This window comes from Arthrobacter sp. CC3 (assembly GCF_039907775.1).
In the GTDB taxonomy this organism is placed as follows: Bacteria; Actinomycetota; Actinomycetes; order Actinomycetales; family Micrococcaceae; genus Arthrobacter.
In genome coordinates this window covers 1-22,093 of record NZ_JARCCY010000061.1, presented here as the reverse complement: position 1 = coordinate 22,093, position 22,093 = coordinate 1, and the positions used below count along the sequence as shown (strand labels likewise).

The window sequence follows — 22,093 nt, the reverse complement described above, 5'->3', positions numbered from 1 at the left end:
CGCCAGTTCGTCACCGGCGTCCTGCTGGTCCCCAGCGTCGTCAGCGTCATCTGGTTCGGCATCTTCGGCGGAGCCGCCTTCCACGTCCAACAGGAAGCCGATAAAACAGGCACCCCCGGACTGGTAACAACAGTCAACGGCGTCCCGTCCGTGAACTTCGACGGCGCACTCTTCGACCTGGTCAAAAACCTTGGCATGCCCGGCTGGCTCACCGCCGCCGTCATCGTGCTGGCCATGATCCTGGTAGCAATCTTCTTCATCACCGGCGCCGACGCCGCATCCATCGTGATGGGATCACTCAGCTCCAACGGCGCCGAACACCCCCGCCGCGGAGTAGTGATCTTCTGGGGCACCCTCACAGGCGCCGTGGCAGCAGTCATGCTGCTGGCCGGCGGCGACGAACCCTCGGAAGCCCTGGCCGGCCTCCAACGCATCACCATCGTCGCAGCACTACCATTCATCATCGTCATGCTCCTGCTCTGCTTCGCCCTCACCAAAGACCTCCGACGCGACCCCCTCTCCCTCCGACGACGCCTGGCCACATCCGTCGTCGAACGCGCCATACGCACCGGCGTAGAACAACACGGCGGCATCCAATTCGACCTCGTCACAAAACACGACTGCGCCGACACCTGCCCGGACCCCGACTCCCACCAAGGCGGCACCCACACCGGCAGCATCCCCACCGTCCAGACCCGCCACACAAACCCCAACAACAACTAAAACCACCACCAGTCCCAACCGCCGGGTGGCACGCGGCTTCCTGGCCCGTGCCACCCGGCGGGCACACCCACCTCCAACGCACAGCAAAGGTTATCTACATGTCCCAGCTCCACGACCAAGAACAGACTCTCCGGATCAGCAGCCACGGGAAGGAGTTTGTGGATATCCAGTTGCAGTCCTCAAGTCCAGTGACCGTTCGGCTGCAGCTGGATGGGGGCTGCAACTGCCGCCACGACAACGACAACCGCCCCGGCTCGTATATTGACAGCGACCTCGGTTCCCGCTGACGGCGGCTGCACCGGCCACACCGCATCAGCCATATACCCATGACCATTCAACTGGGCATCCCAGTACTGCGCCTGGCCAGGAACAATAGCCAGGGGCCCGCGCCTACATCACGGCCGGCCGGACTGCCTTCGAAGTTGCTGGACCGTTTTGGCCGCCAAGCAACCGACATGCGGCTGTCCGTGACAGACAAATGCAACCTCCGGTGCACCTACTGCATGCCGGCGAATGGCATGCAATGGCTGCCGAAGGAAGCCGTCATGACAGCAGGTGAGATCGAGAGAATCGTGGGCATCGGCGTCGAGCGACTGGGTGTGAGGGAACTCCGAATCACTGGAGGAGAGCCTCTGGTCCGACCGGACCTTGTCGAGGTAATCGCCACACTTCGGGCGCGTCATCCCGAGCTCCCCATCTCCATGACCACCAACGGCGTCGGGCTCGATAAGAAGGCGGAGGCGCTCAAGGAAGCCGGGCTTACCCGGGTCAATATTTCTCTGGATTCCCTGCATGAGGAGGTTTTCAGCCAACTGACCCGGCGCCCGTTCCTCGGCAAAGTGCTCGCCGGCGTCGAGGCAGCCCGCGCTGCGGGCCTTGGACCGGTCAAGATCAACGCAGTGCTGATGCGCGGTGTCAACGACCAGGAAGCCCCGGAGCTGTTGGAGTGGGCCTTGCAGCGAGACATTGAGCTCCGCTTCATCGAACAAATGCCGCTGGACGCGCAACGCGGCTGGACTGAGCACGGGATGATCACGGCCCCTGAGATACACGCCCTGCTGTCCGCAGAGTTTGTCCTGGAACGGGATCGCCGCCAGCGGGACGGCGCGCCGGCCGAACGGTTTGAAGTACGACGACGGCACGCGGCTACCGGCGAAGCGTCCGGAACTGTTCTGGGAACCGTAGGGATCATTGCCTCAGTCAGCGAACCCTTTTGTTCGGACTGCCGGCGTACCCGCGTCACGGCTGAGGGAAAGATCATGAGCTGTCTGTTTTCACGGGAGGAGTTCGACATCCTGGCGCTCCTGCGGGCTGGTGCGGAGGACGACGAACTCATGCACCTTTGGCAGGATGCCATGTGGAAGAAGCCGCGAGCGCACGGCATGGACCACGCTGGTCTTGGAACTGAAGACTTTGTGCAGCCTGACCGCAGCATGAGCGCCATCGGAGGATAAGACGAATGCTCGTTCGATATTTTGCCGCCGCCTGCGCAGCGGCAGGCGTCGAAGAGGAACACCTCGATGTTCCCGACGGCACCACCCTGGACGGACTCATCGCAGTCATGCTGACCGTCGACCGCGGAATGGCGGGAGCGGCTGGCCCCGCTCTTTCGCTGGCCGAGGTCATCACCCGGAGCACGTTCTTACGGAACGAGGTCGCACTGCGGGACCGCGGTGCGGCGCTTAGTGCGGGAGATGTGGTGGACGTGCTGCCGCCCTTCGCTGGCGGTTAGTGCACCTCATTCTCCCGGCGACATCCTCCCTGCGTCCTCCGAGGGGGCTCCGAACCATGTCGGCAGGTGGTGGTGCAGGTCGTTCTGGTCTTCGCCGATCCAGGCGACGTGGCCGTCCGGTCGGAGCAGGACCGCGGGTGCGTCCAGTTCTCCGCTGACGTCCGCGACTTGGTCGATCCGGTCCGTCCATCCCGTCAGGGAGAGTTTTCCGGTCTGGTCCAGTAGGAGCCCGCGGCCTTCGCGGGTCAGCTCGTAGAGACGGCCCCGTGAGAGCGGGATGTCGCGCAGCCGTTTGCCGAGCATCTCGGGCCCTTCGCCGAAGTTGTAGCGGATCCCGATCGCGGTGATCTTCTCGGCCAGGAATTGGCGGACGTCCTCGAAGTCCATCAGCTCGGTCAGCAGCCGGCGTACAGCCTGCGGGCCGGGTTCGGTGGAGAGCAGCTCGCTTTGGGCGCGGGTGATGGTCAGAACGTCTTCGGCGACGGGGTGACGCTCGGTGTAGTAGCTGTCCAGCAGCCCTTCCGGTGCCCACCCGTTGACCTCGGCAGCCAGTTTCCATCCGAGGTTGAAGGCGTCCTGGATTCCGAGGTTCAGACCCTGCCCTCCCAAGGGCGGGTGGATGTGCGCTGCGTCGCCAGCGAGTAGGACCCGGCCCACTCGATATCGTTCGGCAAGCCGGGTGGCGTCGCTGAACCTGGACAGCGAGATTGGTGAGTTGGCGCCGAAGTCGGTTCCCGCATACGCCCGCAGCTGCGTCCGGAACTCTTCCAGTGTGGGCGGGACCGAACGGTCCTCGGCCACCGTCGCCGCCGGCACGACAGCTCGGTACAGGCCGTTTGCGGTGGGGCCGATGCCGAACCCCTTGTGGGTCTTTCGTACCTCGCCCGCCACCTCCGCGAGCTCGTCCGGCGGCGTGGTCACCTCCACCTCGCCGAGGAGCCACTCGGTCTTGGCGGGCTCGCCGGGGAAGCCGATGCCGAGTAGTCTGCGCACCAGGCTGCGTCCGCCGTCGCACCCGACCAGCCAGCGTGAGCGCAACTGTGTGCTGTCGCCGAGCCCGACGTTCACCCCGTCCCTGTCCTGTTCAACACCCGTCACCTCGCAGCCGCGGCGGATCTGGGCGCCGAGCTCGCCGGCGCGCTCGGCCAGCAGGCGGTCGGTGACCGGCTGGGGGATGCCGAGGACGTAAGCGTGTGCGGTGTCCAGGTTCGCCGTTCGGGGTTTGTCGATCGCGGCAAAGCCGCCAACACCGGGATACTGCTGCCCGTGTGCGAGGAACCTTTCCAGCAGCCCGCGCTGGTCCATGATCTCGATGCTGCGCGGATGCAGGCCGAGCGAACGGACGGCGGTTCCTGGCTCCGCATCCTTCTCCAGCACGAGCACGTCCACGTCGTGGAGTCGCAGCTCGCTGGCCAGCATCATCCCTGTCGGCCCGCCGCCGCTAATGATCACGTCGAACATATAAACCCCAAATCATTTTCCCGCGCTGAACGGCCCAATGCAGTCCGCATTTCCGCAAGATTTTCTTGCCGCGGCCAACCATTTTCGTCGAGGTGAGGGGTCTTGCGGCAAGCCCCCCGGCGCGCTGTATTCTGAAAATGGGAAGGAGATATATTCCCCTTGCCATTTGTATGTGCTGACTTGCGAAGACCTCAGGACGCCTCGGGAACGCACGGGACAGCACACCCGCCGAGCACAGCACGCGGAACCGCTGACAAATGTTGTGGATCCGCCGGCGCTGATTCCCGGAGGTGCCCCGGAGCCCGACATAGATCTGACTTCGCCTGCCCCCTGGTTGGCCGCCAATCCGTGGCCGGCTGATCCGGCTCGGGCACTGCCCCTTCCAGTGCTGCGACCATATGTCCCAGGTCGCGGGCCTCGGAAGGAGCTCTTGGCGGGTGTCGAGGGTGGGCCGCCCCTCCTAAGAGGCAGTCCGGGCGGGGTGCGGAGACTCTGCCAACGTTGGTGGCGCAGCCCTCACCGATCGGCCCAGCCGGTTGGCGCGGGTGCATCGAGGAAAGTGATCACGACGTCGCGCACGAGTTCAGTCCGGGCGAGCCCGAAGAAATGGGTTGTGCCAGGGAACACCGCAAGCTGCGATGCAGGCACGCCCTCGAAGTCCCCGTTCACGTCTCCCCCGCGCAGTTGGAGGAACTTCACCGCGTGCTCGAGCTTGACCATGTCGCAGTCGCCGACCGTAAAGAGTGTCGGGGCCGCGATTCCGCGGATTTCGTCGTCGCTCCATCCACTCTCCCCCGCGCCGTAGCGTGCGAGTTTGTCGAGCAGACCCTGCAGGTGCTGGCGGTCGGGATGCGGCGACACGGCGAGGTAGCGTTTCTCCATCGGGGTTCCCGCGATCATGTCCACCGTCAGCTCCGCAACCGCTTCGGCGTTGCCGCCACGGTCACCCTCTGGCCGGAACGACACCGACGACACGATGAGCTTGCGAACGAGTCCCGGGTGGCGGATGGCAAGATCAAGCGCGACCGCACCGCCGACGCTGAAACCGAACACGTCGACGTTCCCGACACCGAGGTGCTCAAGAAGCCCGATGACATCGGATGCCAGGTCGGCAGTGCCCAGCGGCCGGTCGGTGTCGTTGGTGCGTCCGTGCCCTTGGAAATCCGTCGCGATCACCCGACGCCCGGCTGACAGGCTCGGGATCAGCGCGCCGAACTGCAGCTCGATGTCGAAGAGCCCGCCGTGCAGGAGCAACAGTGGCGTGCCGCCGTCGCCGTGCAGCTCGTAGTACATCCGGAGCCCGTTCACCGACGCGTATCCCGTTTCGGGTTCGGCTGTCGTTTCCTCAGTCATCCACGAGCCTACTCTGGCCTGCGCGTCTGTCGTGTCTCCCATCCTGACACTGCACGCGGTGCCGCGGCCAGCACTCTCGACAGCTGGCCCGCCCGGAGAGCCGACGGCGCTATTCGATCCCGCGGGCCAAAGCGGCCTGCACTGCCAGAAACGGGGCGGACTCGCCCGCAAGCAACCGCTCGACCAAGGCGAGCCTGAACCAGCGCTCCTTGCGTCTAACGTTCTTCCTCATTGCCGCGTCGAGTCCGTCAGCGTGCCTCCACACAGCGATCGGCGTGGGCGAGGGCAAGACGGCGTCCCTCCCACTGCGACCCGCCGCCCTGGCTGACATTGATGTCCAGATGTACCCGGTTCTTCGCCTTTTTTCCTTCGGGAACCGGCTGAAAGAACAGGCGGGGGCCTTTGCCGGCAGGGTCGACGAGAGCAACACGCCAAAGCTCCTCCGGGATGCCTTGGTTCGTGGCAAAGTCCGCCCAGCTCGAAAATCCTTCCGGCGGTTCCTGGAGGTCATAGCTGAGGGCCACCGTCCAAAACCGCGCCATTGTCTCGATGTCATGGCAGTCAAAGGTCAGCTGGAATGGATAGGTATGCCATTGACCTTCTCCTGATGCCCCCGTCAGCTCCGGAGCCGCTTGGGCCGGTGGTCCGCTTGCTCATGATGTGCCGGGCGGTCCAAGGAGATTGGCGTGCTGGCGACAGCTCCGCGATCAGATCAGGTGGCCGGCTTCATTTCGATGAGCTGGATGAGGTTGCCGCAGGTGTCATCAAAGACGGCCACAACAGCGGTGCCGATGTCCGTCGGTGGTTGTGTGAACACCACGCCCTTGCTGGTCAGCCTGGCGTGCTCGGCCTCGATGTCGTCGACGGCGAATTGAGCGAGTGGGATGCCGTCTTCGACAAGGGCATCCCGATAAGGCTTCACGGCAGGGTGGCTCGAGGGCTCCAGAAGCAGCTCCGGACCGTCAGGCGAGTCGGGCGACACGACGGTGAGCCAGAAGTTGTCACCGAGGGGGATGTCATGGCGCTTCGTGAAGCCGAGCACCTCGGTGTAGAAGGCAAGGGCTGCTCGCTGATCGTCGACGAATAGGCTCGTTAGGGCAATTTTCATTGTTCGGTCCTCTTTCTGGTGGGCCATCGCTCCGTGATCTCGGCGAGTGGCCCTGGGTTGAAGTAGTGGAACTTGGAACGTCCTCGCCTCTCCGTCACCACGAGGCCGGCCGACTCGAGCACGCCTAGGTGTTGCGAGATCGCCTGTCGCGTGAGGCTGATGCCGTGCCGCATCGTGAGCGCGGAACAAATCTCGAACAGGGTTTGGCCGTCGTGCGCTAGCAGTTCATCGAGGACGAGACGCCTTGTCTCATCGTCGAGAGCTCGGAAGACATCGACCATGGAAACACTATAGGCAAGTCTTGACTTGCATATCAACGCTCTGAATTTGACAAAGGGCCATGCCAAAACAGAGGGCCGCCCAGAGCCACTGCAAGGAACGGAAACCCAGCTCCCCGGGCCAGCAGGAATGCATGCAGGACGGGAGCTGACCCTGACCACATCGTGAAGGCCCACAGGGAAGCGACTGAAAAGCAGAGAACACCTCCCCAGCCGGAACCGCTCATGTCACCCGCCGAGGGGCCCTCACGTGAACGTTTCCCTGTTCGACGCGCGCCCCGGTACGGTTCACACACCCATCGAGCCTGTGGTTAGGCTGGGTGCATGGCGACAGTTATTCTCGTGCGGCACGGCCGCACCACAGCCAATGCCTCTGGACTGCTGGCCGGGCGGGCCGTCGGCGTCAGCCTGGACCAGATCGGGCGCGAACAGGCGGCTCTGACCGGGGACCGGCTCGCGGCCGTGCCCGTGGTCGGGGTGGTGTCGAGCCCTCTTGAGCGTTGTCAGCAGACCGCCCAACTCATCCTCGACCGCCAGGCAGGCACGCCGTACGCGCCGGTCGATCTCGATCTCACCGAGTGCGATTACGGCCAGTGGCAAGGCCGCACGCTCAGTGATCTCGCGACCGAGGATTTGTGGCCGGTTGTGCAGTCGCAACCGTCCGCCGTCGTCTTTCCCGGCGGTGAATCCATGGCCGCGATGCAGTCTCGGGCTGTGGCAGCGATTCGACGCCACGATGCAGCGTTCGAAGCCGAGTACGGGCCGGGGGCTGTGTGGGTCGCGGTGAGTCACGGTGACATCATCAAGTCAATCCTCGCCGACGCGCTCGGCATGCACCTTGACCTGTTCCAGCGAATTAACGTGGGCCCAGCTTCCGTATCGATCGTGAGCTACGGCGCGAGTCGGCCGAGCGTCTACGCGACCAACACCGACGCGGGTGATCTGTCTTGGCTGTCGACAGGCATCCACTCTGGCGATGCGCCGGTGGGCGGCGGTGCAGGGCAGAAGGCGCCATGAACCTTATGTGCCTAGAATACTGACATGCCTACACGTGTTCACGAGTTTGCCTGGCCTGATCGGGTCGTCGTCGGCACCATTGGCCTTCCGGGGGCGCGCACGTTCTACCTGCAGGTGCGCGCCGGTAAGCAAATCGTGAGTATTGCCCTGGAGAAGCAGCAGTCGGCCCTGCTCGCAGAGAAGATCGACGAAATTCTCGACCAGCTCATCACGGTCGAGGGCAACCCCTTCAGCGTTCCCACAAGCACTCCCATTGAACTTGTCGACAATGACCAGCTCGAAGCCGTTCAGGAGCAGTTCCGTACCGGCGCCATAAGCCTAGGTTGGGACCCAACCACTGCCCAGGTCGTAATAGAGGCCTACCCCATCACCGATGTCGATGCCGATGACAACGACGAATCGCTAAATGATGACGGCGCTGACGAGCCCGAAATGCTGCTGGTGCGAATGCCGGTCGGCACCGCCCGCGCATTCGCCAAGCGCACCCGGGAGATCGTGGGCGCAGGGCGTCCGGCGTGCCCGCTCTGCGGTTACCCCATAGACGCCGACGGACACACCTGCACCTTTCCCGAGGTCTGATGCCGGCGCCGGACCTCGTGACCGCCGAGCTGACGCTCACCGGCCGCATCACGACGGCGTCAAACGCCACCTTTTTGGGGAACATCGGCGACGTGATGGTCGTCTATAAGCCGATAGCTGGCGAAAGTCCGCTGTGGGATTTTCCCCACGGCGCCCTGGCTCACCGGGAGGTGGCCGCCTACCTGGTCTCGCAGGCCTTCGGCTGGGACGTCGTGCCGCGCACCTGGCTGCGCGATGGTCCCCTGGGCGAAGGAATGGTGCAGCTCTGGCAGGAGCAAGACCCCGCCCAAAGCGCGGTGAACCTGGTCGCGGCGGACCAGGTGCCGGAGACGGGCTGGAAGCAAGTCCTCGAGGGACGTGATGAGACCGGACGGATGGTCGCCCTCGTTCACGAAGACTCGTCGGCGCTCAGGCGCATGGCGGTGTTCGACATGGTGGTCAACAACGCCGACCGCAAGGGCGATCACATTCTTGCCATGGCGGACGGACACCGGCACGGCGTGGACCATGGGCTCACCTTTCACCGTGACCACAAGCTGCGCACGGTGCTGTGGGGATGGATAGGAGACGCCCTCACCCCTGAGGAACGCGAGGGCATCGATCGTGTCAGTGAAGGACTCCACGGTGGGCTGGGCCAAAAACTGGCGGACTTGCTCAGCGCCGAAGAAATCGCATCGCTCGCCGCGCGCTGCGCCCGGTTGCGCCGGGCAGGGCGGTTTCCGGCTCCGAGCGGTGAGATGCCGGCGGTACCCTGGCCGCTGTTCTAAGGGAATTAAGGCTACGGCTCCGCAGGCTGTATCACGTTGATGGCCTGTCACTTGAGGTAGCGACGGCCCTCATCATTATTGAGTCCGGCCGCGGCCTTCAAAAGCCCCCCGTAGAAGGCCTCATCTAAACCAGTTTGTGCCCACCCGAGGACCACAAGCGTGCATCGTCGACACACGGCACCGCATTTCCGATGTGAGGAAAACGTTTGGTCCGCGTAGCTGGGCTGGGTGCTTACGAAACAACTTTGAATATGTAAAGATTCAATGTAATAGGAAAGCGTGCTTGCGGCCCGCTCCCGTTGATGAGTGGCAGGACGGTTCCCCTAGATGCAAAGTATGGCTATCTCCACTCGCGCTTTGGACCTGCTCTTGCTGCTGCGCGGCAGCGAACCGGAAGGGCTGGGCCGCGCAGAACAAGTGTCGTACCAGATCGAGACGGCAATCTTGATGGGCATTCTGACCGAGGGTGATCGGCTGCCAACGGAATCCGTCCTTGCCGGCGAACTGGGCATCTCGCCGATCACCCTTCGCCAGTCCCTGGCCGCCCTCCGGGCCAAGGGCCTCATCGAAACCAGCCGCGGCCGCAGCGGCGGGAGCGTTATCCGCCGCCAAGTAGAACTTTCCGACAGTCAGTTGCAGCACAAGCTCAGAAAAACAAGCACGGAATCGCTCCGGGACCTCGGGGACCTCGGTGCGGCCATCGCGGCAATGTCTGCCCGACTAGCCGCAAGACGGGCAGATCCTCAGAATGTTGAACATTTGGAAGCCTTGGTAAGTCACCACAGCAATACCGTGGAGGAACGGGCCCGGCGTCGCATCGACAGTCGGTTTCACGTCGCCATCAGTATCGCCGCGCAATCCAGCAGATTGACCTCGGCGGCGCTCCAACTTGAGGCCGAACTTATGACGCTATGGTGGGGCGTGCCGGCTCACTCGGGCAGCGCGGACGAACTGGTCAAACAGCACATGGCGATCGTCGAGGCGATCAAGGGCCGGGACGGGGATGTTGCAGCCCGCGCTGCGGAGCGCCATAGCCGAAGCGAGATTGAATTCTTGATTGAGCAGCATCTTAGGTTGACCATGCGGCCGGAAGAAGGTGCGTGACATGTACACCCTGGACGCGGCCCTTCACCGGGGCTGACGCCATCTCCTCCAGCCTCAACGGGGTCTTCGCGGACGGGAGGTCTGGCAGTGGGCACCTACATCGACTTCGGCGCTCCCGCCCCCTTGGGCTGCCGGGCGTCACAGCCGAAATCCGCTACAAGGAGCCAGGTCAGAGAGCAGCCACTAGTCCCGGCCCGGTCTGGCCGGCGAGCCAGACCGCTATCTGCGTGCGCGACGTGAAACCCAGCTTCGCAAGGATGCCCTCGACATGGCCGTCGGCCGTGTGGGGCGCAACCACAAGCTCGGCGGCGATGTCCTTGTTGCTGCAACCTCGGCGACAAGACCCGCAATCCGGTCTTCCCGCTTTGTGAGTGCAGGCCGGCTGCGGTGCGGTCACCGAAGAACCTCGGACATGGCCTTGGCACATGTGCACGAAGCGGGACTCGGCCCTGAGACGCGGGTCTTCTACACGGGCCGTGCAGTGGCGGCGGAGAACATCGTTCGGATTCGCCGCAAGGCCCACGGAGCCCGCGCTCCAGCCTGCCGTTCAACTGCAACGGGAACATGTGGTGGAAACCGAGGCAGAACTTGCGGCACGAGAGGCCCGTTATGGAGTGATCGACCACGACCTCGGCGCGTTTGCCCAGCGCCATGACGGGCGAACTTCCCCGAGGGGTTAGCTTCGGTTCAGGCCTTTGCCCTGATTCACAGCATTCATGGCGGCGATGTGCTGGGCCATGTAGTTGAGGCCGTCATCCATTTTGTTCTGCCAACTCAAGGTGGCTCCTCGAAGATCCGCCGCATCGATCGATTCAAAGATTTCCGTATTTTGTTCAAGGATTGTTTGTGGTGAAAATGCGTATCGTGCCCCGAGGACTGCAAAGTTCATGAATGCCTGCTTAGTAAGCGTCTCCAACATTGCCGGTATTCGGTTCAGGCCTGATGCCTCAAACAGTGCGATTTGGAAATCCATATCCAGGTAATGGGCCCGGGTTATATCGTTGCGCCGAGCACAATCGCCCAGCTCATCCAGGTGATTCCTGACCCGGGAGCGCCCTTCGGGACTCCAACGACTGGCCGCCCGAACTACGATCGCTCCCAAAGCACGCCGGGCCATGTAGGTCTCCGCGACGTCATCAAGGGAAGGAACTCGCACCACCACGGAATCTGACCTGGCGGCGGTAACCAACCCATCCTCGGTGAGCGCGCGAACAGCAGCTCGAATGTCCCGCACGGGTGCGCCCAGGAAACGGCCCAATTCCCCCATCGAAATTTCGCTCTCGCCGGAGAATGTTCCGTCGACAAGCCCCTGGCGAATTACCGAAAGAATATCCTCGGCCAATAAATTCCCGGCCCGCAGGACTTCGGCCGAACTTGAACCCATAGAGGTGGACTCTTTGCGATCAACCGTCCACGCGAAGGGTGTCCGCCCACCTTGGAACCACCGGCGGATACGCCCCTCCAGGTCCGCCAACAGCGTCCCGGATGGCACTTCCGGCAGGAGGTCAAGGGCAGCTAGCAGCCTCTGCCATTGCCACGCATCGGCCAGGTGCGCTGCCGGCCTCGCGCCGGCGGGTACTGCAAAACTGCCGCTCACCAGAATAATGGCTTCGGTAAGGCTATGCCCTGCGGATTCCAGCGACATCCACAGGTCCTGGCTGTGACCCGTGGTTTCCCGATCCGGGGGGACACCCAGAAGCAGATCCGCAGCCAGCACCGCCCGCAGTCGTCTCTTGCTGCTGGCTGACAGACCGGCTGGGTACCGGGCACGCGACGCGCGGGAGGGACTCAAGACGAGGCAGGAGCCCGACGGTCCCACGGCGAATCCGACCAACACCATCTGCCGCTCCGCCAGCATGGCACTAATCGACTTGGTTGTTTGGTCGGGCGTCATGAACTCCTGCCAGGTCCGCGCCACGAACGATTGGCTCAGGCCGACAGCTTCAGCAACATGGCGACTGGAACTTTTGGTTGATTGCATCCAGAGTGGCGCCGTCAAAACGGCACGTTTGAGTTCTGCGCGATCACTTGCACTTCCCATGCGGCAAGTCTAGGCCCATGGCCTGACTCAAAGACTCAATACTGCACCGCTTCCCCGCGTTGGTATTCCCATCATCGAAGGTGCGACCAATCATGGAGACCGAAGGGTCCTATCGATCACCCGGACCGCACCCCAACCAACTCCCAAAGGAGAGCAAATGTACGATGTCGCCATCATTGGTGGAGGCCCCGCCGGGCTGGCCGCCGCTTACAACCTTGAGCGCGCGGGCCAGAAAGTGATCATCCTGGAGGAAACAGGCCGGCTTGGCGGGCGTGCAAAGACCGTGGACATCAACGGGGAACCGGTCAACATGGGTGCCATGTTCGTGTACACCGGCACGGCTTCGCATGAGTTGGCAGTGGAACTGGGCGTAGCCCTGGAACCCTTCGAACCGACGACATTTGGGATCCACACCAACGGCACAACCATCGTATCGACCGACCACGATGACCTGGTTGAGCGACTCCCGCTCGAAGAGGAGTCGCGAAACGGCCTCCGGGCGTTCATCGAGCGGGCGAGTTCGGAGTACTACGCGAACACTGTGGATGGACAACTTCGTCCGGCCACGCCGGGCTTTGGCGAAGAATCCGCCCAGTCGCGAATCAGCGATCTACCCCAAAACGTCCAGGAAATTCTCACCGCAGCAATCCGGGGCGGCTCGGTAGCTCATCCTTCAGAACTAAGCGCGACCTACGCTTTAAGGTACTTTGCCAGTTATCTGGTGCGGGAGAAGAAGAACCGGATGGTCTGCCTGAAGGGCATGCAGGCCATTCCCGCCGCACTAGCCAACGCCCTGCAAAGCACCGAGGTGCGAATGCATCATCGCGTGGACTTCATTCACCAGGATGTTGATGGACTGTGGAGCGCAAGAATCTCTGCGGCCGGGCCTGATGAAGGCTCGGGGCCCGCCATCGAACCCCAGGATGTGACCGCGAGGCACGTGATTATGGCGGTTCCTGCCCCACGGATTGCCGGAATGGTCCGGCTGCCGGAATGGAAGAGCCAGGCCCTGGAGTCCGTGCAGACACCCGGCTCCACCGAGCTTGGCGTTGTTGTGGACATCAGCGCACCGGAACTGGCCGGCATTGACGATTGGTCGTTCATCGCCACCGCCGGGCGCATGTTCGACGTGGTCATCAATCCAAGGCCGGGACGCAAGGACGGAAAGGCCCAATTTGTCTGCTACGGCAATTCGGCCGGATACATCCCGGAAGCCAACGACCCCACCTCAGGCGTGCTGGAACAGTGGATCGAGGAATTCCTGACTGTGGCACCGCAACTGCGGGGGCACATCCGCGGGGCCAGCATCCAGTCGTGGCAGCACTGCTTCTCGTTGCTGACACCGACCCGGGCCGCCGCTCTTCCGCTGCTCCAGGCTCCGGTTGCCAGCACTCTGCATTTTGCAGGCGACTACTCCTCCGAGACGGCCGGTACGCATGGGGCGTATTCGGAGGCCAGACGTGTCAGCCACGACATCCTCACCGGCGTAACAACAGGGATGACCGCGCAATCATCGTAAAAGCTATTGCCTTAATCATACAAGGATGTATGCTTTAGGTGTGACAAGGGCCACAAGCACCTGCGGCCCAGTTCACATCAACGCTCCGTCCATGAGTGCGGGTTGTATGCGTCAGTTAATCGAAGGAACCAAAAATGGGCTTAAGTTTTGGCACAAAAGCTCCCCCAACCGCGCTCTCCGGCACGGTCGAGGTGTCCGGGCTTGGCAAGCGATATGGAGTCGTCCAGGTCTTGTCGGGTGTAAATCTCTCTATGGCCGAGGGCGAAGTAGTCTCGATCATCGGCCCATCAGGCGCCGGCAAGAGCACGTTCTTACGATGCCTGAACTACTTGGAAACCCCCAGCGAAGGCACGATCGCGATTGGCGGAGCCCACGTTGTTGCCGGCGGAAAATTGCCGGACAAGGCGAGCCTGGACCACCTCCGGCGAGTCACCGGAATGGTGTTCCAGAGCTTCAATCTCTTCCCTCACCTGACCGTGATGGAGAACATCACCCTGCCCCAGCGAAAGGTGCTGGGCTCAAGCAAAGAACAGGCGGAGGAGGTTGCCAACAAGTTGCTCAAGCGGGTTGGACTTCCTGAAAAGGCCATGGCGTACCCGGCCCGGCTCTCGGGAGGGCAACAGCAACGCATCGCCATCGCCCGGGCTCTGGCACTCTCACCCAAGGTCATGCTCTTCGACGAACCAACCTCCGCCCTGGATCCCGAGATCGGCCTGGAGGTACTCGCCGTCATGCGGGACCTCGCAGACGAGGGCATGACCATGCTAGTGGTTACCCACGAAATGCACTTCGCCCGCGACGTCTCGAACCGCATCATGGTGATGGGCAACGGCGGCGTCCTCGAAATCGGACCCAGCGAGCAGGTGATGTCGGACCCGCAAAACGAACGCACCCGGCAGTTCCTCAAGGCCGTGCTGGACAGGTGAGACGGCGATGATTACCCAACTCCTGACCTCGATTGCCCAAGGCGTCGGACTCACGCTCTACGTAACCGGCGCCTCACTCCTGATCGGAGGCGTCATCGGCCTGGTGCTCGTCGGCGCCGCCCGCTCACCCATCGCGATCATCCGCACCATTGCCACCCTCTACATCAACTTCGTCCGCGTCATCCCGCCGATCACCTGGCTGTTCCTGATCTACTTCGGCCTGCCCCAGTACTCGCTGCGGCTGTCAACCATCCAGGCCGCAATAATAGGTTTCTCCATCATCGCCTCGGCATTCATGGCCGAGATCTACCGCTCAGGACTGCTCAGCATCCCCGACGGCCAACGGGAAGCTGCCCACGCCCTCGGGCTGAGCCCGGTCACCACAGTGGCACACATCATCACACCGCAGGCCTTCCGGGTCGCGCTGCCCGCGATCGCCACGTACGGCATCGGGCTCCTCAAAGACTCCGCCCTGGCGTCAACCATCGGAGTGCGTGAGATCACCTACTACGCCCAGCAAAGCGCGAAGCAGACGCACGAAGGCCTGCTTTCCTTCGTCGTTGCCGGGGCGCTCTACATCGTGATCAGCCTCGTCGTCGCCCTCGTGGCCCGACGTGTAGACCTCACGCTGCGCAGGAAGATCGGAGTGGCGTAATGGACATCCTCACGCAATGGCTCGGCTGGTTGCCCAACCTCACACCGGGTCTGTTTGTCAGCCTCCAGTTGACCGGACTCTCGCTGCTCTTCGGATTCCCCCTCGGCCTCCTGTTCGCCGTGATGGCAGCGGCGAAACTCGCACCCCTGCAGTGGATCTCCTTCTTCTTCGTTGAGATTGGACGGGGCTTGCCGGCCCTTGTGCTGTTGTACCTCTTGTACTTCAGCCTGCCGGATGCCGGCATCACCCTGACATCCCTGACCACCGCGATTATCGCGTTGACCTGGAATACCGGCGCATACGCCTCGGAATACTTCCGCGCCGGACTTGCCGCAGTGCCTTTGGGACAAAAAGAAGCGGCCCTCACCTCAGGGCTCCGCGGCTGGACGGGATTCCGGTTCATCATCCTGCCGCAGGCACTGCGGATTTCCACCCCGCCGTTGGCCGGTCTCGCAGTCCTGGTATTTCAGGGCAGTGCACTCGCCTTTGTCATCGCGGTGCCCGAATTGATGTCTAAGGCATTCGAAATTGGCTCCATCACGTTCGAATACCTCAGCGTCTACACATTGACCGCAGTGATTTACGGATCCTTGACGCTCGTGTTCCTCGGCCTTGTGAGGCTCTTGGAACAGCGACTCGGCCGCCACCTGCAACGCAACTGACCCGTTCCGTTACATCATCCCGGGGTTTGCCTCAGCACCCCATCAAAGAAAGAGAAACCATGTCACGATCTCGTCGTACACTCGTGCGCGCGCTTTCCGCAGGTACCGCCGCCGGTCTGCTCGCCCTATCCCTGAGCGCTTGCGGTGGCAGCGAAGCCGCAAGCGGCTCGGGCGGCTGCACCCCGGCGCACAAGGATCTCAAGACCCTTACCCAGGGCGAACTCACAGTCGCCAGCTACGACTATGCTCCTGCCACCATCCTGAGCGGCGACAACGTCACCGGCATGGAAGGAGACCTGATCAACGAGATCGCCAAACTCGAGTGCCTGAAAGTCACCGTGAGCACCTCGGGCGGTGCGGGAGCGGTGATCCCCTCCGTACAGTCAAAGCGCGTCGACATCGGATCGGGAAACTGGCTCCGCACTAAGGAGAGGACCAAGATTGTCTACATGAGCACACCCCTATGGAGCGACCCGCAGGCAATCGTCTCCACGAAGGGCCTCACAAGCGACGATCTTGAGGGCAAGACGATCGGCTCGGTGGCCGGCAACCTCTGGAACGCCAGCATGCAAAAGTGGCTCGGGGACAAGTTCAAAATCTACCAGGACGACGAATCCATCTACGGCGACCTCAAAGCAGGCCGTATCGACGCCCTGGTGGCGTCCTCTGCTTCCGCCACGTACCGATTCAAAGATGCCCCCATCGAGGGTGCAACCGTGGTGGATGTGAAGCCGAATGCCAATGTCCCTCAATTTGCTGCGGTCGGCCAAGTCATGCTTCCGTCGGCTTTGGACAACGACTCGCTCGGCAAGGCGCTGGACGAGGACATCAAGAAGCTCCGCGAAAACGGCACTATTAAGAAGGTCCTCGAAAAATACGGAATCGACCCCGCCGTCGGCGACCCCGGAGCACCGAGCGAACTCTGACACACAACATGCCGCACCTCAGGCGACGTCGGGTGGTCTCCTCCCGACGTCGCCTGACGTGTGCCCACAACGGGCGGTCTGATGCGATCGCATCTTCGCCGCAATCCGGCCGCCACCGCGTTCTTGGGCGCAAGCCCGCCTGGTTAGGAGTTTTCAGGTGGCGCGAAAAGAACGGTCCGAAGCTAATTAGTTCCGTTTGACCATGCCGTAGCGGTAAAGACTTCCCGCGCACCTCACATCAGCAGCGTTCGGGAATCCGGCTGCGACCCAAGCGCTCTCGCGATGAACGTGACCCCAGGGTTCATGGCACTGAGCCCAGATCTTGAATTCTCCGGTTCCTGCCCAGCACCCGCCGTGGACATGCTGCTGGGCAATGTACTGAAATATATAACACGACTCTGGTTTGGCAGCAGCTGGGGCCGCACCCACGGTCAGCAAGAGGGTGACAACCAGGCTAAACAGTAGGCCAATCCGTTTTGCTGGGTTTTTCACTGTGGATCTCTGATCTCTTGGCAATGCCCTGGCGGGAACTTCCGAAGACATGTCAGCTTTGGCGATGTGGCTCCCAAGCTGTTTCCCTTTAGTCAGCAAGGCGCCAAACGAATAGACCATTCCCCGGCGCGATCACGTCACTGGGCTGGGAGGTTTTTGAGAATGCATTGCTGTACCGCTGGCTTAGCTCACGCCAACCCCGGACGAGTACGGCACGTATCCGGCCGGAACAACAGTTCGCCCTCTTGGCTTCTTCATTCGAAACCCCTGATTCATATAGAGATACTCTCGACGGGTTCCCCAGGGTGTCATGCTAAGAGCCGGCAGCGCATTTGACAATGCTGAAAATTACTGGCGGCTGACTTTCGTGCTAACAACGTGAACTTCACTCGGAAGTTGGACTGAGAAACTGTGGTCAGACCGTGACTTGGCCCTGGGGACGCTACCCCTGATTCAGCCCGCGGCTCGCGCAGCAAGCAACCGGATCAGCCGCACCTGGTGTGCTTGCGGACGCACCCAACTGACGCATTGCGTCCGGATCGGGGGCTTTTCGATGGTGCGCCCATCTGCAGCGATCAGCAGAATTGGCCCGCCGTCTGCCCTGTCTGCAGTCGTCCGCACGAAATGTCAGGAGTCGTCTGCACCATGTTTTTAGCAGTTTTTAGTTCAACTGACCGTGCTACTCTCCGAATCCAGCGTCAGCGCTGATGACGATGAAGGTCCCGCCGCCGCGGGGCCTTCATCCATTTTCCAAGCGGCCGAGGGCCCCGAATCATTGCTGGATCGGGCCCCTCTCTTTACGTTGCTATTCCGTAGTCCGACCGTCGGTCACCTTAGCCGTCAGGAGTTCACAGGTCGTTGTCGGGGTTAGGGTCGCTTCCCACCCGCTAACAGTTAAACCGACTGACGCTATCTCCGGCGAGGACCCCCACTGCTCAGGGTGAGGCACGGTCCATTCATAAGTGACCCGTTCCAAGATTCCGTGGATTTCAAATTCTCCCCCGAAACCCACGATGCGTATTTTCCGTCCGACATCCGACGCAGCCAGGTCAGTAATGTTCAATGTGCGCCGCCCTCTCAATCCCTGCAATAGTGAGGCCACCATACACGCCGACAATGACGGTGCCGGCGAGGCCCGCTTGGAGACAGGGCGCGTCCCGGACAACGCGCTCGTCACCGACGTCGAGACACCAAAGGGCAGTCGGTTCAGCACAGGGTTCTGCCAGATCGAGCGCCCTTGGCTGCTCGGCCTGATGATCCCGCCGAGGCGAAAGACGAGCGATCGGCTAGCCCGCTGACACGTCGATCAGCACCTTGCCGACGATGCTCTCTTCCACCGCCGCGTGGGCCGCAGCCGTGTCAGCCAGGTCAAAGCGATGCAGCGGCAGGCCTGCGGCCTCGCCCACCGGAAGGGCGCCGTCGGCGATGGCCGCATTGATATCCTCGGCGGCGGCTTGCACCGCCGCCATGCCTACGGTGTAGAGCAGCACGAACTGGTAGCGGACGTTGAGGCTGAAATGCCTGCGCACGTCCAGGCTCATCGAGTCGCCGCCGTTGTTGGCGTAGACGGCGACGGAGCCGCGGTTGCGGATCACTGCCAGGTCAAGTTCCGCGTTCTGCGCAGGTGCCACCTCCACGATCTGGTCAACGCCGTCGGGAGCGATCCGACGGATTTCCGCGGCCGCGTCGGCTTCCCGGTAATTGATGACGTGATCGCCGCCGGCAGCCGTGACCAGCGCAGCCTTCGCCGGTCCGCTCACGGTCGTGATCACAACGGCGCCGGCCCACTTGGCGAGCTGAATCGCCGCATGGCCCACGGCGCCGGCCCCTCCCGCGACCAGAACCACTTTGCCGTCCAAGGCTCCCGGGTGCAGCCGCCGCGGGCCGTCCTCGGCGATGGTCAGGGCCCGATGGGCGGTGATCGCGGGAACGCCCAGGCTCGCGCCGACGTCGAACCCGGCGTTCTCCGGCAGCGGAAAGACTCGCTCGACCGGCAGGACGGCGAATTCCTGGGCTGTCCCGCCGTCGGCACGCTGGTAGGCGGCCAGGGCCAGCCAAACCCGGTCACCGACGTGGAAACGTTCGACGCCGGGTCCGACGGCGTCCACCACGCCGGCGCCGTCTTGGTTCGGCACGACCTCCGCGAAGGGCAAAGGCTCACCCGGTTTGGCGCCGCGACGCGACTTCCAGTCGGTGGGGTTCACGGCGGACACCACGACCCTTACGCGCACCTCCCCACGCCCCGGGTCGCGGATCTCGCGGTCGACGAGCTCGAGAACAGACGGATCGCCAGTGGCACGGTACACGATTGATTTCATACTCAAACCTAACGCCGGCCCAGACCGAAATTCCCGCAGCGTGCCGGGCCAGATGCTGACAATTTTGAAGCAAAACCCCTCTGACGAGGAGTTATGCGTGCCCGAGGTGGGACTCGAACTGCATTCCCCCTGCAAACACTGGGAACTCCCGGATCCATGCGGAATCCGCGCCCGATCCGAACCATGTACGAACCAGTCCGAGGCCCAAAGTGGCCATTGTCCACACGCCAATCTCGCCGCTTAGCTCCATCACCGGCGTCCTCGACCACGCGCCGCTGTTCGGCACGCGTGGCGCGCTTCGACGGCGGCACTCAGGTGAGTGCCGCCGTCGCACTTCCGTGAGTGACTGGCTTAGGCGACTTTGGAAAGCCGGTACAGAACCACCTGATCGGGGTGAATTCTGGGCGACGCGACACCAACCTTTTCCAGCGAACTGCCTGCGAACACGGCGCCCGGGAAACTGACGCCATTCTGGACGGCTGCCCGCAGGGACGTCCGTTCAATGTGCACGCCGGCGGCCTTCGGCTGGCCCCACCATTCCGGCGGGGCCAGTCCGGATGGTGTGGGCCCGGTAAAGACTGGTGCCACGTGGTACCTCGCCTCAGGGTCAAGTCCCCGGAAGCGGAGGCGCCCGGCAGGGTCCGGGTAAAGGCTGTCCAGGGCCGCTTGCGCGAAGATCGCTTCGGAGCGATCAGGACTGACGACGCCGTGCACCACCACTTTGGAATCGGGACCGTCCATGCGGATCACGTCCCCGCTGAGCAGCAAGCCGCGTTCTTGTTTGTAGAAGGAGATCCACCGGCGCAGGCCGTCGATTTCCTTGTCGGTGGCGGTGGTGAGGTCCCATTCGACACCGAGGTGGCCGAAGACGGCGGTGCCTGCGCGGAACGCGAGGTCGTGCTGGCGACCAGTGGTGTGGGAACGGCCTGATGCAATGTGTGATCCCAGGTATTCGGGCGGCAGCAGCTGCGTGGTCCAGCGGAGCATTGCCTGCCGGTCGTGGGGGTCGATGTTGTCCGACACCCAGACTCTGTCAGTGTGCTCCAGAACGCCGAGGTCCACGCGGGCTCCGCCGGAAGAGCATGACTCAATTTCCAGCCCTGGATGCTCCGAACGGATTTCCTCAAGCAGCGCATAGAACTCCAGGGTCTGCCGGTGCACACCTGGACGTCCGCCCTCCAGCTGGTTTCCGGCCTCGATGAGGTCCCGGTTGTGGTCCCATTTGATGTAGTCCAGCTTGTATTCGGACAGGAGCGCGAGGATCTGCGTCTTGACGTGCTCGTACGCCTCGGGGATTCCGAGGTTGAGGACCTGCTGGCTGCGCGATTCAACGGGCCAGTCGGAGCGGGCCGCCATGATCCATTCCGGATGGTCGCGGGCCACATCGCTGTCCGGGTTGACCATCTCGGGTTCGAACCATAGCCCGAACTGCATCCCCAGTTCGTGGACGCGGTCCACCAGCGGGTGCAGTCCGGCCGGCCACACATCCGGAGAGACAACCCAGTCCCCCAACCCTGAGGTGTCGTCGCGTCGCGAACCGAACCAGCCGTCGTCGAGCACGTAGCGCTCAACGCCGGCGGCAGCAGCACGTTCCGCCAGGTCGATGAGTTTTTCTTCTTCGTGGTCGAAGTAGACGGCTTCCCACACGTTCAGGGTCACGGGGCGATCTGCGGAGACCGGAGAAATGCGGCTCCGCACATGGGCATGGAAACGTTTGGCGACGGTGTCAAGGCCCGTCCCGTAGGAGGCGTAAACCCAGGGGCTCTGATAGGTATCGCCGAGGCCCAGCCGGACTTCGCCGGGAAGTAGCAGTTCTCCGCCGCCGAGCAGCTGATCGCCGAAAAAGCGTTCGGCGAAATGGTGGTGGTTTCCGCTCCATGCCGTGTGGACGGCCCAGACTTCACCGTTGCCGAATCCGAATCCAGGAGTTCCGGCGTGCAGTATGAAGGCACTGTCAGAGCCGGTCCGGCCCTTTCGATTCTCACGGAGGTGCGTCCCTGTGCGCAGGGTTCCGCGCTGCGGAACCCGTTCACAGTTGTGGCTTCCCGCGAAATCCAGCAATTCCGTTGCCTCAGCAGGAATCGGGAAGGCCAGGGAGACATCGTCGACCGCGTACGTTTTTTCGTGCAGGTTGGTCAGTTTCGCCCGGCTGCGCATCAGCCCGCCGGGAAGCAGGTCCAATGTCAGGTCAAGGCGCAGCCGTTGTGCGTCGTCGATTGCGCCGACCAGCACTCGACCTGCTCCGGCGGATGCGAACCCGGTCACTGGGGCGCCATTTAGGGCCACAGTGTGGACCTGGAATTTCGGTGACCACCCAATGCCGTCGAAGGATCCACGTAGGGCGTGTCTCCTAAGTCGGTGGCGTGCTGGCTGGAATGCTTGAGGGGTGTCGCGAACTTCTGTTTTGAGTGATGATCAGTGGTCCCGGATCG

Annotated in this window: 21 protein-coding genes and 1 pseudogene; 13 read left to right on the top strand and 9 right to left on the bottom strand. The window is 62.8% G+C overall.

Features of this window, described 5'->3' with window-relative positions; translation table 11 throughout:
- The 4 genes from PV761_RS22370 to PV761_RS22355 form a co-directional block, all read left to right on the top strand.
- Nucleotides 1-723 (top strand): BCCT family transporter (locus PV761_RS22370; RefSeq protein ID WP_347899771.1); only part of this gene is annotated, 723 nt, incomplete at its 5' end.
- 98 nt (nucleotides 724-821) lie between these two features.
- Entirely contained in the window at nucleotides 822-1,010 is a 189-nt protein-coding gene (locus tag PV761_RS22365) for a hypothetical protein (protein WP_028270703.1), read from the top strand.
- Nucleotides 1,011-1,049: 39 nt separating this feature from the next.
- On the top strand, nucleotides 1,050-2,177 hold the full coding sequence (moaA, locus tag PV761_RS22360) for a GTP 3',8-cyclase MoaA (protein ID WP_347899770.1): 1,128 nt from the start codon (nucleotides 1,050-1,052) through the stop codon (nucleotides 2,175-2,177).
- Nucleotides 2,178-2,182: 5 nt separating this feature from the next.
- A complete protein-coding gene (locus PV761_RS22355) occupies nucleotides 2,183-2,455 on the top strand; it encodes a MoaD/ThiS family protein (RefSeq protein WP_028270705.1) in 273 nt (90 codons plus the stop codon).
- A gap of 6 nt (nucleotides 2,456-2,461) precedes the next feature.
- Here PV761_RS22355 and rox read toward each other — a convergent pair whose 3' ends face one another.
- From rox to PV761_RS22330, 5 genes are all read right to left on the bottom strand, one after another.
- Entirely contained in the window at nucleotides 2,462-3,916 is a 1,455-nt protein-coding gene (rox, locus tag PV761_RS22350) for a rifampin monooxygenase (protein ID WP_347899769.1), read from the bottom strand.
- Nucleotides 3,917-4,432: 516 nt separating this feature from the next.
- Nucleotides 4,433-5,269, bottom strand: a complete 837-nt coding sequence (locus PV761_RS22345; protein WP_347899768.1) for an alpha/beta hydrolase — start codon at nucleotides 5,267-5,269, stop codon at nucleotides 4,433-4,435.
- A gap of 248 nt (nucleotides 5,270-5,517) precedes the next feature.
- Nucleotides 5,518-5,841, bottom strand: a complete 324-nt coding sequence (locus tag PV761_RS22340) for a VOC family protein (protein ID WP_347899773.1) — start codon at nucleotides 5,839-5,841, stop codon at nucleotides 5,518-5,520.
- Between the two features lie 140 nt (nucleotides 5,842-5,981).
- Nucleotides 5,982-6,377 (bottom strand): VOC family protein, encoded by a 396-nt coding sequence (locus PV761_RS22335; protein ID WP_028270708.1) that lies wholly within the window; start codon nucleotides 6,375-6,377, stop codon nucleotides 5,982-5,984.
- Complete coding sequence (locus tag PV761_RS22330; RefSeq protein WP_347899767.1) at nucleotides 6,374-6,658, bottom strand: metalloregulator ArsR/SmtB family transcription factor; 285 nt, start codon at nucleotides 6,656-6,658, stop codon at nucleotides 6,374-6,376. The genes PV761_RS22335 and PV761_RS22330 overlap by 4 nt, the downstream gene beginning before the upstream one ends.
- Nucleotides 6,659-6,979: 321 nt before the next feature.
- Between PV761_RS22330 and PV761_RS22325 the strand changes: the two genes are divergently transcribed.
- The 4 genes from PV761_RS22325 (at nucleotide 6,980) to PV761_RS22310 (ending at nucleotide 10,122) form a co-directional block, all read left to right on the top strand.
- On the top strand, nucleotides 6,980-7,672 hold the full coding sequence (locus tag PV761_RS22325; RefSeq protein ID WP_347899766.1) for an MSMEG_4193 family putative phosphomutase: 693 nt from the start codon (nucleotides 6,980-6,982) through the stop codon (nucleotides 7,670-7,672).
- A 24-nt stretch (nucleotides 7,673-7,696) separates the two neighbouring features.
- Entirely contained in the window at nucleotides 7,697-8,251 is a 555-nt protein-coding gene (locus PV761_RS22320; RefSeq protein ID WP_028270711.1) for a DUF3090 domain-containing protein, read from the top strand.
- The gene (locus tag PV761_RS22315; protein ID WP_347899765.1) at nucleotides 8,251-9,018 is read left to right on the top strand and encodes an SCO1664 family protein; all 768 of its coding nucleotides are present in this window, start codon (nucleotides 8,251-8,253) and stop codon (nucleotides 9,016-9,018) included. Before PV761_RS22320 ends, PV761_RS22315 begins: the two co-directional genes overlap by 1 nt.
- A 336-nt stretch (nucleotides 9,019-9,354) precedes the next feature.
- A complete protein-coding gene (locus PV761_RS22310; protein WP_347899764.1) occupies nucleotides 9,355-10,122 on the top strand; it encodes an FCD domain-containing protein in 768 nt (255 codons plus the stop codon).
- 676 nt (nucleotides 10,123-10,798) lie between these two features.
- Here the strand turns inward: PV761_RS22310 and PV761_RS22305 are convergent.
- Nucleotides 10,799-12,163, bottom strand: a complete 1,365-nt coding sequence (locus PV761_RS22305; RefSeq protein ID WP_347899763.1) for a GntR family transcriptional regulator — start codon at nucleotides 12,161-12,163, stop codon at nucleotides 10,799-10,801.
- Nucleotides 12,164-12,320: 157 nt separating this feature from the next.
- Here PV761_RS22305 and PV761_RS22300 point away from each other — a divergent pair, with 157 nt between their 5' ends.
- The 5 genes from PV761_RS22300 to PV761_RS22280 all read left to right on the top strand — a co-directional run bounded on the left by PV761_RS22300 (nucleotide 12,321) and on the right by PV761_RS22280 (nucleotide 16,851).
- The gene (locus PV761_RS22300; protein ID WP_347899762.1) at nucleotides 12,321-13,682 is read left to right on the top strand and encodes an NAD(P)/FAD-dependent oxidoreductase; all 1,362 of its coding nucleotides are present in this window, start codon (nucleotides 12,321-12,323) and stop codon (nucleotides 13,680-13,682) included.
- Between the two features lie 134 nt (nucleotides 13,683-13,816).
- Complete coding sequence (locus PV761_RS22295) at nucleotides 13,817-14,608, top strand: amino acid ABC transporter ATP-binding protein (protein ID WP_347899761.1); 792 nt, start codon at nucleotides 13,817-13,819, stop codon at nucleotides 14,606-14,608.
- A gap of 7 nt (nucleotides 14,609-14,615) precedes the next feature.
- The gene (locus tag PV761_RS22290; protein ID WP_028270716.1) at nucleotides 14,616-15,263 is read left to right on the top strand and encodes an amino acid ABC transporter permease; all 648 of its coding nucleotides are present in this window, start codon (nucleotides 14,616-14,618) and stop codon (nucleotides 15,261-15,263) included.
- Nucleotides 15,263-15,925 (top strand): amino acid ABC transporter permease, encoded by a 663-nt coding sequence (locus PV761_RS22285; protein WP_028270717.1) that lies wholly within the window; start codon nucleotides 15,263-15,265, stop codon nucleotides 15,923-15,925. Before PV761_RS22290 ends, PV761_RS22285 begins: the two co-directional genes overlap by 1 nt.
- A gap of 83 nt (nucleotides 15,926-16,008) precedes the next feature.
- On the top strand, nucleotides 16,009-16,851 hold the full coding sequence (locus PV761_RS22280) for a transporter substrate-binding domain-containing protein (protein WP_347899760.1): 843 nt from the start codon (nucleotides 16,009-16,011) through the stop codon (nucleotides 16,849-16,851).
- A 1,778-nt stretch (nucleotides 16,852-18,629) separates the two neighbouring features.
- Here the strand turns inward: PV761_RS22280 and PV761_RS22275 are convergent.
- The 3 genes and pseudogenes from PV761_RS22275 to PV761_RS22265 form a co-directional block, all read right to left on the bottom strand.
- Nucleotides 18,630-19,661 (bottom strand): NADPH:quinone reductase, encoded by a 1,032-nt coding sequence (locus PV761_RS22275; RefSeq protein ID WP_347899759.1) that lies wholly within the window; start codon nucleotides 19,659-19,661, stop codon nucleotides 18,630-18,632.
- A gap of 351 nt (nucleotides 19,662-20,012) precedes the next feature.
- The gene (locus PV761_RS22270) at nucleotides 20,013-20,402 is read right to left on the bottom strand and encodes a GH36 C-terminal domain-containing protein (protein ID WP_347899772.1); all 390 of its coding nucleotides are present in this window, start codon (nucleotides 20,400-20,402) and stop codon (nucleotides 20,013-20,015) included.
- 27 nt (nucleotides 20,403-20,429) lie between these two features.
- Nucleotides 20,430-22,013: pseudogene (locus PV761_RS22265) on the bottom strand (alpha-galactosidase); the annotation flags it as partial.
- Nucleotides 22,014-22,093 lie beyond the last annotated feature (80 nt).